Below are 13,259 nucleotides of genomic sequence, written 5' to 3' on the forward strand. Positions count from 1 at the left end.
AATGAAAGTATTGATTTGTGAATCCTCAAACGTATCGACGTATGAGCTTTCATTTTTCAAAATACAAATATGAATAAATCAGTTTATACTTCTGAGAAAGGAACACACAACATGTTATTAGCAGCAAGAATTTTAGTTCGAATAGTTTGTGTATTAGAATTTATTTCAGCTTGCCTCTTGTTTATGGGATCTGTTATGATGGCAGGATCTGGAGAAGAAATTATCATATTTATTAGAGTGTTGGCAGCTGGACTTGTCATTCATGGATTTATCGGCTTAGTGGTTACTTCATTTATGACTTGGTATGTTTCCACTAAACATATCATCTATCTTATTGTAAGTGGTTTTCTTTTGTTACTACCTAATCTAATGGAAGATGTCTTTGTTAATCCTATCGTTGGAGGTTTATACATTTTTGCAGGCGTACTATGTATACGGTATAATGTAAAAGCTCACGAAGAGGTACAAGAGGAAAGAGAACGCGAAGAAACATTAAATATTGAATGAAATGAGCTTTCATTTTTCAAAACACAACTATGAATAAATCAGTTTATACTTCTGAGAAAGGAACACACAACATGTTATCAGCAGCAAGATTGTTAGTTCGAGTAGTATCTGGTATGGAAATTGCCGGAGCTTTCCTATTTTTAATAGTACCAGTTGTAGTAATAGGAGGTGATGAAGAATTTACCATACTTCTAATATTGGTAGGAGTTGGACTTATCATTCATGGAATTATCGGCTTAGTGGTTGCTTCGTTTATGACTTGGTATATTTCCACTAAACAAATCATCTATCTTATTACAAGTGGTATTCTTTTGTTACTACCTACCCTAATTGAAGGTTTCCATTTTAACCTCTTTTTTTGCTTTTCTTGCTTTTTATATATTTATGCAGCTGTACGATGTATAAAGCACAACAAAAAAGCACAAGAAGAAGTACGAGAGGAAAGGGAACGCAAAGAAGCATTAAATAATGAATGAAACGAGTGACAAATAGCGGACTAAATCTTGGTATATCATCCAGGATTTAGTTCTTTTTTATGCAAAAAAAGTAATAACCTATGCAGATGCACTTTGTAACGGGCTCGTTTAAATGAAGGAGTCTCTTTTTAAAATATGCTATACTTAGTGAAATATAAACCTCATGAAAAAGGCGGGTGGTAGTAGGTGAAAAAGAGTAAAACAGTTCAGATTCTGTTAGGTTTTTCCATTATTGCATTAATTTTGAGCGTAATTGGGGTTGGATCGATTTGGTATGGGCAAAAAAATCATCAAGCAAATAATACAAAAACAACTACCAAAAAAGATACAAACGTAACGAAAAAACAAGATACCTTTAAAATAACGGCGCTCGGTGATTCGCTTACATATGGCGTTGGCGATACAGAAGGCGGCGGGTATGTCCGAGTGGTGGAGAATTTCTACAAACAAAAAGAGAAAAATGTCGAGAACGTCAATCTTGCTATTAGTGGGGCGAAATCAGACCAGCTTCTCAAACAATTAGATCAAAAAGAAGTGCAAAATCAAATAAAATCAGCCGATGTTATTTTAATGACAATTGGCGGCAATGATTTGTTTCGTGGCGGAGAAGCACTGGATGATTTCAAAAGTAATGCGATTAAACAAGCTGAAGCAAGCTATACGAGCAATTTAAAACAAATTTACCAAACGATACGAAAATTAAATCCATCTGCGCCCGTTTTTCATATTGGGCTGTACAATCCGTTTATGTCATTAGAAAATGCGAGCGAAATGTCGGCAGTTGCGAATGAGTGGAACATGCAAAGTCAAAATCTATCTCAAAACGAGAAAAATATCATTTATGTTCCGACTTTTGATTTATTTCAGCAAAATGGGGACGCCTATTTAGCGACTGATAAATTTCATCCAAATCACGCCGGATATCAGTTTATCGGTAATCGAGTGACGGAGGTTATAGAGACGGGGGGAGGAGAAAGCGATGACGGAGCGAGCACTTCAAGTAACTAATCTGCATAAAAAAATTCGTAAACGAGAAATTATCAAAGGGATTTCTTTTGAAGTAATGCCCGGAGAAGTTTTTGGCTTTCTTGGACCGAATGGAGCTGGGAAAACGACGACGATTCGGATGATTGTCGGCTTAATTAAACCAACGTCTGGAACGATTTTAATTGGTGGAAAAGATATTCGTAAAAATTTTACGGAAGCGATGCGAGGACTTGGTTCGATTGTGGAGAATCCGGAATTTTATACCTTTTTAACAGGGCAAGAAAATTTGGCGTATTTTGCCCGGATGGATTCGTCGATAAAAAAAGAACGTATTCAAGAAGTAACCGAGCTAGTTGGGCTAGAAAAGCGGATAAATGACCGAGTTTCTACTTATTCACTTGGTATGCGCCAACGTTTAGGGATTGCTCAAGCATTACTTTCGAATCCGAAATTATTAATTCTTGATGAACCAACAAACGGTCTCGATCCATCTGGAATTCACGAAATGCGCGACTTTATCCGTGCTCTGGCTAGAAATGAAGGTATTAGCGTACTCGTTTCATCGCATCTTTTAAGCGAAATTGAACTTTTATGTGATCGGGTGGCGATTATGACGGACGGGATGATTATTAAAACCGATCAAGTTTCACATCTTCTTAGTTCTCGTGCGCAATTACGCTGGCTGGCGACTCCTTTTGAACAAGCCAAAGCATTTTTGGAAAGTGCAACTGAAGTAGAAGTGGACGGCGAATATCTCGTGACCGCAGTGAATGAACATAGCGCCGAATGGAACGAACAGTTGGTTGCAAAAGGCATTCAAGTCCATGAAATCGACAAGAAAAAACCATCTCTCGAAGACCTATTTCTTGAGTTAACAGGAGGTCATACGATTGATTAATTTAGTCTATAATGAGCAATTAAAACTTTGGCGCAAAAAGCGACTCATCGTTATTTTAGCGTTGGTGGCAATTATCGTAGCGATTTTCACGTATGCGCAATTCAGACAGCATCAAGAAGACGAAAAGCAAGCTGGTACAAGCGATTGGCATGTGCAAACCCAGCAACAAATCGTCGACCTTGAAAACAGGCTCGGAACAGGGCGACTGCCAGAAGAATATCAAAAATATTTCAAAGTGCTTGTCGGGCAACTACAATATTATTTAGATCATGACATCAATCCAAATGCTCCTGGAGCCCCAACTTTCCTAAAAACGTTTGTCGAAAATGGTATTAGTTTATTGTTTCCACTTTTTATCATGGTTATAGCGGCCGACTTAATCAGCGCTGAAACAAGTGCAGGAACGATGAAATTCCTGCTGACAAGGCCTGTGAAGCGATGGCGGATTTTGACGAGTAAATATATATCGATGTTGCTTTCGATTTCCGCGATTATGGTATTAGCCGCCGTTATTGCCTATCTGATTTCTGGGATTGTCTTTGGCTACGGTGGCTGGGACGCGCCAGTTCTCACCGGGTTTGGCATGAAAGATGGCGCTGTGACAACAACAGACGTGTACCAACTGCCGGTTTGGCAGCTACTGCTCATGGAATTTGGACTCGCGTGGTTTGTCAGCGTTGTGGTCGGCGTGTTAACGATGTTTGTATCGGTGCTCGTCCGCTCTACAGCCGCCGTAATGGGGATTATGCTTGCTTCCCTTATCACCGGAACGATTCTAACCAACCTCGTCAGCTCTTGGCCGAGCGCGAAATATTTATTTATGGTTAATTTACAACTAACGAATTACTTAAACGGCTCCAGTCCACCCGTCGAAGGCATGACATTGAGTTTCTCGATGCTCGTGTTAACCGCGTGGATGCTAGTCGCATTCGTTTTATCCTATTTTATTTTCACCAAAAGAGATGTGTATTAAAGAGCGCTTAGTGGCGCTCTTTTTTGCGTTCATTAAAAGTTACTTACTTTTTGTGAGCATAAAACTTTTCTTTTTAATAGTTTAGTTATAAACTATAGTTAGTATTCAAAAAGGAGGTACAAACAAATGATTAAAGGAATCCATCATGTATCCGCGCTAACGAAATCATTCAGCGAAAATCATCATTTTTATTCAGAAATATTAGGGCTTCGGCTCGTGAAAAATACAGTGAACCAAGACAATATCCATATGCGCCACCTATTTTATGGTGATTACATCGGTTCACCCGGGACATTGCTAACCTTTTTCGAAGTACCGCGCATTGGCTCAAGCTACGACGAACGCGCCTATTTCGGCAACATCACCCTAGGAATACCAACAGACACAAGCCCTTACTGGGAAAAAAGGCTAAACGATTTTGCGATTTCTTTCCAAAAAGATGGCCAGACTTTAACCTTACAAGATCCCGACACAATGGGCATCGTCCTAACGGAAATACCAGCTACTAATTCTAACCCAACCATCCACACCAATATTCCGGCCGAAAAACAACTTGTTCGGATTATCGGCGCTGATTATCACGTGCCAGATCCGGCCGCGACCAGCCAGTTTTTCACGAATCTTTTTGGCTTAGAAAGGCAGAATGGGGTATTAGTAGATAGGGACGAGATGAGTTTTGCGAAACTGCACGCCACGACTTCCGACAAAAAATCCCGCACAGGTCGAGGTACGATTGATCATATTGCTTATACTGTAGAAACAAAAGAAGCCGTCGACGAACTGCACGATTTAGCCGTTCGCAATGACTTGAAAATAGAAGAATTTGTTGATCGCGAATATTTTAAAAGTTTATATATCCGCGAACCCGGTGGTCTTAGAATTGAATTCGCAAGTAGAGGCCCCGGTTTTACTATTGACGAACCACTTGAAACAATGGGTGACAAACTAGCATTACCAAGCTTTTTAGAAGAAAAAAGAACAGAAATTGAAACTTATTTTGGAGGAGATTTATGATGATTAAAGATTTAAAAGGAATTCACCACGTAACAGCAATGACAAGTAGTGCCGAGAAAAATTACGCGTTTTTTACAGAAGTTTTAGGAATGCGTTTAGTGAAAAAAACCGTCAATCAAGACGATATTCATACGTATCACTTGTTTTTCGCCGATGACAAAGGTTCGGCGGGAACAGATATGACTTTTTTCGATTTTCCAAATTTACCAAAAGGACGCCACGGAACAGATAGTATTTCTCGCGTAGCTTTTCGCGTACCAAGCGATGCGGCGCTGGAATATTGGCTTGATCGTTTTGAACAATTGGAAGTTCCGCATAGCGATATCAAAACTTTATTCGGCAAAAAATATCTAACATTCCAAGATTTTGATGACCAACAATTACAACTTATTTCCGACGAAAATAACGAAGGCGTGGCCGCGGGAACACCGTGGAAAAACAGCCCAGTTCCAGAAAAATATGCAATTTATGGCTTGGGACCAGTCTTTTTAACCGTTGTTTCCTTGAAAAATATGGAGGCGATTTTGCAAACAATTTTTGGCTTTAGAAAAGTGACCGAAGAAGACGGACTTTATTTATACGAGGTTGGCGAAGGCGGAAATGGGGCGCAAGTGATTGTCGAAGAGCGTACAGACATTCCAGCTGCGATGCAAGGTTACGGCGGCGTGCACCATGTAGCTTTCCGGGTAGAAGACCACGAGGAATTGCAAAAATGGATTGAACGTATGAATACAATCGAAGCGCCAAACTCTGGCTATGTAAATCGCTTCTATTTTGAATCGTTATATGTGCCTGTTTCGGAACGAATTTTGTTTGAATTTGCGACAGATGGCCCGGGATTTGCAAGCGACGAACCATACGAAACCCTCGGTGAAAAATTAGCTTTACCACCATTTTTAGAACCAAAACGCGCGGAAATTGAAAAAATGGTACGCCCAATTAATACGAAACGGAGCTGATAGTCGATGGAACATATTTTTATCCCAGCGAAAAATAAGGAATTAGCGCCATTATTACTACTTCACGGGACAGGTGGCGATGAAAAGTCGCTTGTCGAAGTAGCAGAGTTTATCGCGGGTGATGCCGCTGTTTTATCATTGCGAGGTGACATTAAAGAAGGCGGGGCAAACCGATTTTTCAAAAGATTTCATGACGGCAGTTTAGATTTAGAAGACTTGGAAAGTAAAACGGCAGAATTAATCGCAACGACGCGGAAGCTTGCTGAAAAGTACCAACTGGATTTTGAACGAATTATTGCGGTAGGCTATTCTAACGGTGCCAATATTGCTGCCAATGCGTTACTTCAAGCAGAAGATAGTTTCCATAAAGCAATTTTGTTTCACGCAATGCCAGCCGGGAATAAACAACCCGAATTTTCGATTAGCCATCGTAGTGTATTTTTATCAGCCGGTTTAAACGATCCGTTAATTACGGCAAAAGCTTCCGAAGAACTAGTAGAAATCCTCGGAAAACGAGGTGCGAAAGTCGAAACCGTTTGGACAGCGGCTGGGCACTCACTCACAATGGAAGAACTAGAAGAAGCAAAAAAATGGTATCACAACAACCAGAAATGAGGTAAGTAGATGACTATTTTCAAAAGTGCTGAGTTATCCCAAAAAGATAATTATAAATTTTTAACAGGAAGTATAATTCCGCGACCAATTGCCTTTATTACTACACTTTCTGAGGACGGGGTGACGGTTAACGCCGCTCCGTTCAGCTTTTTTAATGTTGTTTCGAGTGAGCCAGCAATCGTGTCTATCGCAGTCCAACGCGCGGATGGTGAGCAAAAAGATACAGCGCGGAATGCGGCTTTCACGAAGGAACTGAACATCCATATTGTCAGCGAGGATATTGTGGAAGAAATGAATGAAACCGCCGCGCGCCTTGCACCAGATGTGAGCGAAATCGACAAGACGAACTTGCATTTAGAGCCAGTCCAAGACATGAAAACACCAAAGATTTCCGAAGCAAAAATTGTCCTTACTGCCAAATTAGAACAAATCATTCCGATAAAAAACGATGCAGGCGAGGTTGTTTCTGATTTGATTTTAGCGCGTATTGTGACATTCGATTTTGCAGATGATGTGTTTGACCCAGAGCATCAGTACATTTTGCCAGAAAAGCTTGTGCCAATTGCTCGGCTCGCGGGAAATGACTATACGAAACTTGGCGATATTTTCCGGATTGAACGACCGAATTAACGAGAAATAGTTGCGAAACAAAAGCGACCATGTTAAACTAGGGGCAACTTAAATGAACGGAGGGTTGCCCATCATGCGTTATATTAGACTACGTTTCCCAAAAAATCTATGCAACTAATTTAATAGTGCGGGAATATCCATGCTTATTTGGTATGGATAACGGGATTGGTCTTGCGTGCATGTATGGCACCCAAAATAAATATGGGTAGAATGAAGGGGAAACTCGCTTCATTTGAAGGCAAGCTAGTATCTTTTTGATGCTGTTTTTGTGTTTTCAATCTACTCAGAACCCTGACCGCGCTGAATCTATTTCAGGAGGTCCTTTTTTATGGAGAAAAAAGTATTAATCGTTGGCATAAGCCAAAAACAAGCAAATTTTGATTATTCGATGGAAGAACTAGCCAATTTAGCAGCTGCAAATAATATGGAAGTGGTAGGTGAAATCCGCCAAAATATCGACCGTGAAAATCGCGCTACCTATGTTGGAAAAGGGAAAGTGGATGAAATCAAAGGCCTGGCAGAAATGCAGGATGCAGGTTTGATTATTTTTGACGATGAACTTTCGCCGTCGCAAATCAGAAATTTAGAAGAAGCGCTCGAACTGGATGTAATGGATAGAACTGGCTTGATTCTGGCTATCTTTGCGAACCGAGCAAAAACAAAAGAAGCCCAACTGCAAGTCCAAATCGCCAAATTGAAATATGAACTTCCGCGGATTTTTGGACAAGGCGAAGATATGGATCAACAAAGCGGAAAAGGCGGGCTTAGCAACCGTGGTTCCGGTGAAAAGAAAATCGAAACCGACCGCCGAACAATCAAAAATCAAATCCGTCATTTGCAAAAAGAGCTTGATATGCTCGTAGATGACCGCGAAGTCCGTCGTCGCAAACGGAAGAAAAATGAGATTCCTGTGGTGTCGCTCGTTGGTTATACGAATGCGGGGAAATCCACGACAATGAACGGCTTAGTGCGTGCCTATAGTGAAACGGCTGAAAAACAAGTTTTTGAGAAAGATATGCTCTTCGCTACGCTAGAAACAAGTGTGCGCGAAATTGTATTACCAGATAACAAGCAATTTCTGCTCACCGATACGGTTGGCTTTGTAAGCAAACTACCGCATCAGCTCGTGAAAGCATTCCGTTCCACACTAGAAGAAGCGCGCGATGCTGATTTGCTCATTCATGTGGTAGATTATTCGGATCCGCATTATAAAACGATGATGAAGACGACGGAAGAAACGTTGAAAGCTGTTGGCGTGGAAGATGTTCCGGTTATTTATGCATACAATAAAGCGGATTTGATAGAAGACGAAATATACCCTAAACAAACGGATAATATGATTGTCTTTTCGGCGCGGGAAGAAGAAAGTTTGGAATTTCTGACAGAGGTGATTCGTAAAGAATTATTCGCTAGCTATGAAAAAGCAACCTTTTTAATTCCGTTTGAAGCTGGGCAAGTTGTTGCTTATTTGAATGACCATGCTGATGTGCTAGCGACCGAATACTTGGAAAATGGCACGCAGATTGTAGCTGAAGTGAGTCCGGCTGATTTGCAAAAACTAGCAGAATATCAAATAGCTGACTAAAGCGAGTTCCGACTGAATTTGCTATAATGAACCATACAGCAAATTTAGTGAGGAGATTTCTAGCTATGAAAAAAACTGGATGGGGAATACTTGGCGCAGTTGCTGCTTTTACAGGGTACGCCTACTGGTCAACCAAACATTTAACTGTAACAAATTATGAAATAGTATCTGATAAAATTCCTGCAGAATGGGACGGCGCGACGTTTGTTCAGCTGTCCGATCTGCATAGTGCAAGTTTTGGTTTATATAATAATCCTTTGCTCAGTATGGTGAATGAGCTGGCTCCGGACGCCGTTTTTCTAACAGGAGATGTGATTGATGGCGATGAGTCGCCGTTTGTAGCAATGGCAGCCGTACGCAAATTAGCAAAAGAATTTCCGGTTCTTTATGTGAGCGGAAACCATGAAGGCAGAAGTGCATTTTACGAGGACTTTAAAGCAGATATGGAAAAGCATCATGTCGCTGTTCTTGAAAATGAACGCTATTTTCTAAAAAAAGCTGGCGCGGCAATCATGGTGGCTGGCGTCCGAGATCCACGTTTTGTTAGAGATGAATGGGCTGATAAAGAATTACCGAAGCAAGAATGGGAAGAGGCTGCTTTAAAAGAAGGGCTAGATGAGGCGACCGCTAATTTGTCGCCGGATTATTTTACGATTCTACTTGCGCATCGTCCAGAGTTTTGGCCGCTTTACCAAGCTTATCCGGTAGATTTAGTTTTATCAGGTCATGCACACGGCGGCCAATTTAGACTACCGTTAACAGAAGGCCTTTTCGCGCCGGGGCAAGGTTTGATGCCAAAATGGACAGCGGGAATTCATCGAGCTGGCGGAAAAGCACTTATTGTTAGTCGCGGCTTAGGAAATGTAACGAAACTTCCACGCCTATTTAATGATCCAGAAATTATTCGGATTACACTCAAAGCAAAAGGGGATGCTTAGGAAAAGTGATTTATTTAGATAATGAAGATGTGCTCGATCAAGCATACAACTTTGCAATGGAAGAGTATGCGCTTCGTTTTTTAGACGAAAATGAAACGTATTTTATGTTTTACCGGATGAAGCCGACGATTATTGTTGGGAAAAATCAAAACACGCTAGAAGAAATTAATCACACGTTCGTCAAAGAACAGAGTATCGATGTTTTGCGCCGTTTATCAGGTGGCGGGGCAGTTTACAATGACGAAGGTAACATTAGTTTTAGCATGATTACAAAAGATGACGGCAATAGCTTTCAAAACTTCGCGAAGTTCACCGAGCCAGTGATTCGCGCGCTTCAAAAGCTTGGGGTAAATGCCAAGCTTAGCGGCCGAAACGATATCGAAGTCGACGGCAAAAAAATCAGCGGCAATGCCCAATTTGCAACAAAAGGTCGCCTTTATAGTCATGGCACCCTGCTGTTCGATGTGGATTTGTCGATGCTTGAAAAAGCGCTACAAGTTGATCCGGAGAAATACCTATCGAAGGGCGTTAAATCCGTACGCAGTCGAGTGACAACCATTCGTGAACATCTAGCGAACGATATGGATATTCTGGGTTTTAAGCAAATTTTACTAGAATCTATTTTTGAAACGACAGAAATACCGCGTTATACGTTCACTGAAGCGGACAAACAAGGTATCGAAAAATTACGTGTCGAGCGTTATCGGAATTGGGACTGGACATATGGCAAATCACCTAAAGCGACAATCAAACGTAAAAAACGATTTCCAGCAGGCACTATTGAATTTCAACTAGCGCTACAAAAAGGCCAAGTAAAAGAAGCGACTATTTATGGCGACTTTTTCGGAACAGAAGATGTTACTGCACTAGCCGAAAAAATGGTTGGTTGTCGTTTTGAACACGAAGAAATAAGGAAAGCTTGGGGAAAAGTGGATACGAAACCGTACTTCGGAAATATTGAAAAAGAAGCCATTTTAGCGATGTTATTTGAATAAAAGATAGAAGAAAAAACTCTAAGAAGCGAATTTTTGGAGTTTTTTCGTGGAAATGATTACCACGCTTTAATAAATCAAGAACTCGTGTTAAACTTAAAGTTAGAAAAAAAGGAAAAGGTGTAGAGATGGCTATAAACAAATTAAACGATTTTTATTTTAAAAAACTTGGCAGCTGGAATTTAATACATAGCTTTATAAAGGGTTTTTGGAGAGCGTTTTTTTTAATCGTATTGCTAATAATTGTTATTAACATTATAGTTGCAAATTTTCTGGATAATGTTTTTTTAATTCCAGTAATGTTGATTAGTTTACTCTATATTCCACTCTTGTATTACCTATTAATTTACAATCGTGCGAAGAAATTTATTCGGACGCGATATCAATTACGTAATTTTAAAGAGTTGACTGCAATGCGACGTTATTTATTATATGCCTATTTAGAAAAAAGCGGTTTTAGCACACGGGATGATTTAGACAAACTACTTCGCTTTGTTCATTCAGAAATGGCAGAAGAGAAAAAGAACTATAAACCACTAAACACAATAATTGGCGTTTTTATCGCAGCGTTTTTGGCGATTTTGGGCGGTTCCTTTTTATTCTTAATGGAGAATGTAGTGGAGCGACTTATTGCAGCAGTTGTAATAATCGTGATGGCGGTCATTTTATATTTTATCGGCCTTACAATTATGAGAATTATCCGCTCCAAATCAGAAATAAACACAAGAAAAGAACAGGAGCTTACAAGAGAAATTATTGCGATTCAAACGGCTATGCTTGTTAGTGAAAACACCAGTTACCACCCATTTTTAGCAATGGAAAAGAAAGTGAATGAAAGCGAATTTTTAAAAGAGATAATTACATCACGGTCCTTTTTATAAACATATCGTTATAGGCATATTTAGGAGGCAGATTCATGACAACCAAACGCAAAGAGACGAGAGAAAGTGTTTGTTATCGGGAAATTAAAAAGAAGATTCGAAACGGGGAACTAAAGCCAGGAGATCGCTTAATTGAAAATACGTTATCACAACAATTAGAAATTAGCCGCACGCCGATTCGAAAAGCCATTGGAATGCTCGCTGCAGATGGTTATGTCGAATACAACGATTTTCGCGGTGCTTTTGTTCGAGATAGCATTATTAATAAAGAACGCTACTTTGAAATGACAGAAATTATTGGTTTGTTTCTAAAGCAAGCCATTCAAAAAATCCGCACGAAAAAAATCACCTTCAACAAAATGCGTGTCGTTGCTAAATTAGTCGAAATTGAACGGGAAGAATCCCCTGCCGATCCAGCTATTTACTTCGAATACGAAAAGTGGTTTGTGAGTGATTTATTGACGTATATGAAAAATAATTACTACTTAAAAATTAGCGATGACTTTTTCAATAATATTCAAGAATTCGGTGATGAGGAAGTTATCAAAATCGCACAAAATGCCTGTGTTAAAACGGTTGCTAATATTCAACGTTTTATTGATGCTTTAGAAGCGCAGGATTATGATCAGTGCATGGCGATTATCGATCAAGTCATCGATGCCCATGTATTAGTCGCATATCGTTAAAAAAAGTATGGTCCTTAAACTCAAGGACCATACTTTTTATTTTACTTTCACTAAATATCTACCAGTAACGCCGCCGTTCATTACTTGATGAAGCGCTCTAGGTAACTCGGAAAATGGTACTTCTGTTGCCAAATTTTCTAAATTAGATAATTTAAAATCTGTCGCAAGTCTATTCCAAATCCGAACTCTTTTTGGCATCGGACATAAAACAGAATCAATACCGAACAATTGAATGCCACGCAAAATGAACGGGAAGACGGTCGTATCTAGTTTTCCGCCAGCTGACATGCCGCATGTCGTCACGGCGCCACCATATTGAACAGCTGTTAAAAGATAAGAAAGTGGTTTGCCGCCGACACAATCAATTGCTCCAGCGTAAAGTTGTTTATCTAACGCGCGCACTTTTTCAGGTTGAAAAGCTTCTCTTGGAACTACTTCTGTTACGCCGAATTTTTCTAAGAATTCCTTGGCGTCACTTTTGCCAGAAGAGGCTACGACCGAAAAACCGCGTTTCGCAAGGATGGCTGAGCTAAGACTACCTACGCCGCCAGTTGCGCCACTTACAGCGATTTTTCCAGCATCGGGTGTTACGCCACTAAATTCCAGTGCATCGACCGAGAGAGCCGCTGTAAATCCTGCTGTGCCAAGTATCATCGCTTCTTTTAACGATAAACCGTCTGGCAAAGGGACAACCCATTCAGCTGGCACGCGAATAAACTCACTATAGCCGCCAAAATAGCTCACACCAAAGTCATAACTAGTAACAATAACCTTATCGCCGACTTGAAAACGGTCAGATTTCGATTCCACCACGACACCACTTGCGTCAATCCCGGGAATAAAAGGATATTCGCTCACGATTTTCCCATCAGGCAGCACCGCCAGCCCGTCTTTATAATTAATACCAGAATAATGTACTTCAATCGTTACTTCATTTTCCGGTAAGTTATCTAATGTAGTTTCTCTAAAATGAAGGGAAGTATTATCTGCTTCTTTTTCAATAAAAAGCGCTTGAAATGATTTCATTTTTTAAATTCCTCCACAACTCAATTTTGTGTTCCTCTTCACTTTACGACTTTTTTCGGCATTTTACAAGGCTGTGACTGGTACAAATCCCC

The 13,259-nt window shown here is 40.2% G+C and carries 15 protein-coding genes; 14 read left to right on the forward strand and 1 reads right to left on the reverse strand.

All coding sequences use genetic code 11. The features are described 5' to 3' along the window. Positions 1–111 precede the first annotated feature (111 nt). The 14 genes from HCB49_RS02420 (at position 112) to HCB49_RS02485 (ending at position 12,141) form a co-directional block, all read left to right on the forward strand. On the forward strand, positions 112–507 hold the full coding sequence (locus HCB49_RS02420) for a hypothetical protein (RefSeq protein WP_185604006.1): 396 nt from the start codon (positions 112–114) through the stop codon (positions 505–507). Between the two features lie 71 nt (positions 508–578). Then, complete coding sequence (locus HCB49_RS02425) at positions 579–983, forward strand: hypothetical protein (RefSeq protein ID WP_260479510.1); 405 nt, start codon at positions 579–581, stop codon at positions 981–983. Positions 984–1,169: 186 nt separating this feature from the next. Next, a complete protein-coding gene (locus HCB49_RS02430; RefSeq protein WP_185604008.1) occupies positions 1,170–1,991 on the forward strand; it encodes an SGNH/GDSL hydrolase family protein in 822 nt (273 codons plus the stop codon). Beyond that, positions 1,963–2,868: an ABC transporter ATP-binding protein gene (locus HCB49_RS02435; protein WP_185604009.1), complete on the forward strand. Its 906-nt coding sequence runs from the start codon at positions 1,963–1,965 to the stop codon at positions 2,866–2,868. Before HCB49_RS02430 ends, HCB49_RS02435 begins: the two co-directional genes overlap by 29 nt. Beyond that, positions 2,861–3,841: an ABC transporter permease gene (locus tag HCB49_RS02440; protein WP_185604010.1), complete on the forward strand. Its 981-nt coding sequence runs from the start codon at positions 2,861–2,863 to the stop codon at positions 3,839–3,841. Before HCB49_RS02435 ends, HCB49_RS02440 begins: the two co-directional genes overlap by 8 nt. 126 nt (positions 3,842–3,967) lie before the next feature. Next, positions 3,968–4,855: a VOC family protein gene (locus tag HCB49_RS02445; protein WP_185604011.1), complete on the forward strand. Its 888-nt coding sequence runs from the start codon at positions 3,968–3,970 to the stop codon at positions 4,853–4,855. Continuing rightward, a complete protein-coding gene (locus HCB49_RS02450) occupies positions 4,855–5,814 on the forward strand; it encodes a ring-cleaving dioxygenase (RefSeq protein ID WP_185604499.1) in 960 nt (319 codons plus the stop codon). Before HCB49_RS02445 ends, HCB49_RS02450 begins: the two co-directional genes overlap by 1 nt. Before the next feature lie 6 nt (positions 5,815–5,820). Then, positions 5,821–6,429: an alpha/beta hydrolase gene (locus tag HCB49_RS02455; protein ID WP_185604012.1), complete on the forward strand. Its 609-nt coding sequence runs from the start codon at positions 5,821–5,823 to the stop codon at positions 6,427–6,429. Between the two features lie 9 nt (positions 6,430–6,438). Continuing rightward, positions 6,439–7,059: a flavin reductase family protein gene (locus tag HCB49_RS02460; protein ID WP_185604013.1), complete on the forward strand. Its 621-nt coding sequence runs from the start codon at positions 6,439–6,441 to the stop codon at positions 7,057–7,059. Positions 7,060–7,387: 328 nt separating this feature from the next. Beyond that, complete coding sequence (gene hflX, locus HCB49_RS02465; protein WP_185604014.1) at positions 7,388–8,644, forward strand: GTPase HflX; 1,257 nt, start codon at positions 7,388–7,390, stop codon at positions 8,642–8,644. A 65-nt stretch (positions 8,645–8,709) separates the two neighbouring features. Further along, positions 8,710–9,582: a metallophosphoesterase gene (locus HCB49_RS02470; protein WP_185604015.1), complete on the forward strand. Its 873-nt coding sequence runs from the start codon at positions 8,710–8,712 to the stop codon at positions 9,580–9,582. Between the two features lie 5 nt (positions 9,583–9,587). Beyond that, positions 9,588–10,577 carry a lipoate protein ligase LplA2 gene (gene lplA2 / locus HCB49_RS02475; protein ID WP_185604016.1) on the forward strand — a complete coding sequence of 330 codons (990 nt, stop codon included), beginning with the start codon at positions 9,588–9,590 and terminating at the stop codon, positions 10,575–10,577. Positions 10,578–10,702: 125 nt separating this feature from the next. After that, positions 10,703–11,455: a hypothetical protein gene (locus HCB49_RS02480; RefSeq protein WP_185604017.1), complete on the forward strand. Its 753-nt coding sequence runs from the start codon at positions 10,703–10,705 to the stop codon at positions 11,453–11,455. A 35-nt stretch (positions 11,456–11,490) separates the two neighbouring features. After that, the gene (locus HCB49_RS02485) at positions 11,491–12,141 is read left to right on the forward strand and encodes a GntR family transcriptional regulator (RefSeq protein WP_185604018.1); all 651 of its coding nucleotides are present in this window, start codon (positions 11,491–11,493) and stop codon (positions 12,139–12,141) included. A 36-nt stretch (positions 12,142–12,177) separates the two neighbouring features. On the opposite strand, the gene HCB49_RS02490 is transcribed toward HCB49_RS02485, so the two are convergent. Continuing rightward, a complete protein-coding gene (locus tag HCB49_RS02490; RefSeq protein ID WP_185604019.1) occupies positions 12,178–13,167 on the reverse strand; it encodes an NADPH:quinone oxidoreductase family protein in 990 nt (329 codons plus the stop codon). Positions 13,168–13,259: the final 92 nt, after the last annotated feature.

This window comes from Listeria cossartiae subsp. cayugensis (assembly GCF_014229095.1).
GTDB classification, from domain to species: Bacteria; Bacillota; Bacilli; order Lactobacillales; family Listeriaceae; genus Listeria; species Listeria cayugensis.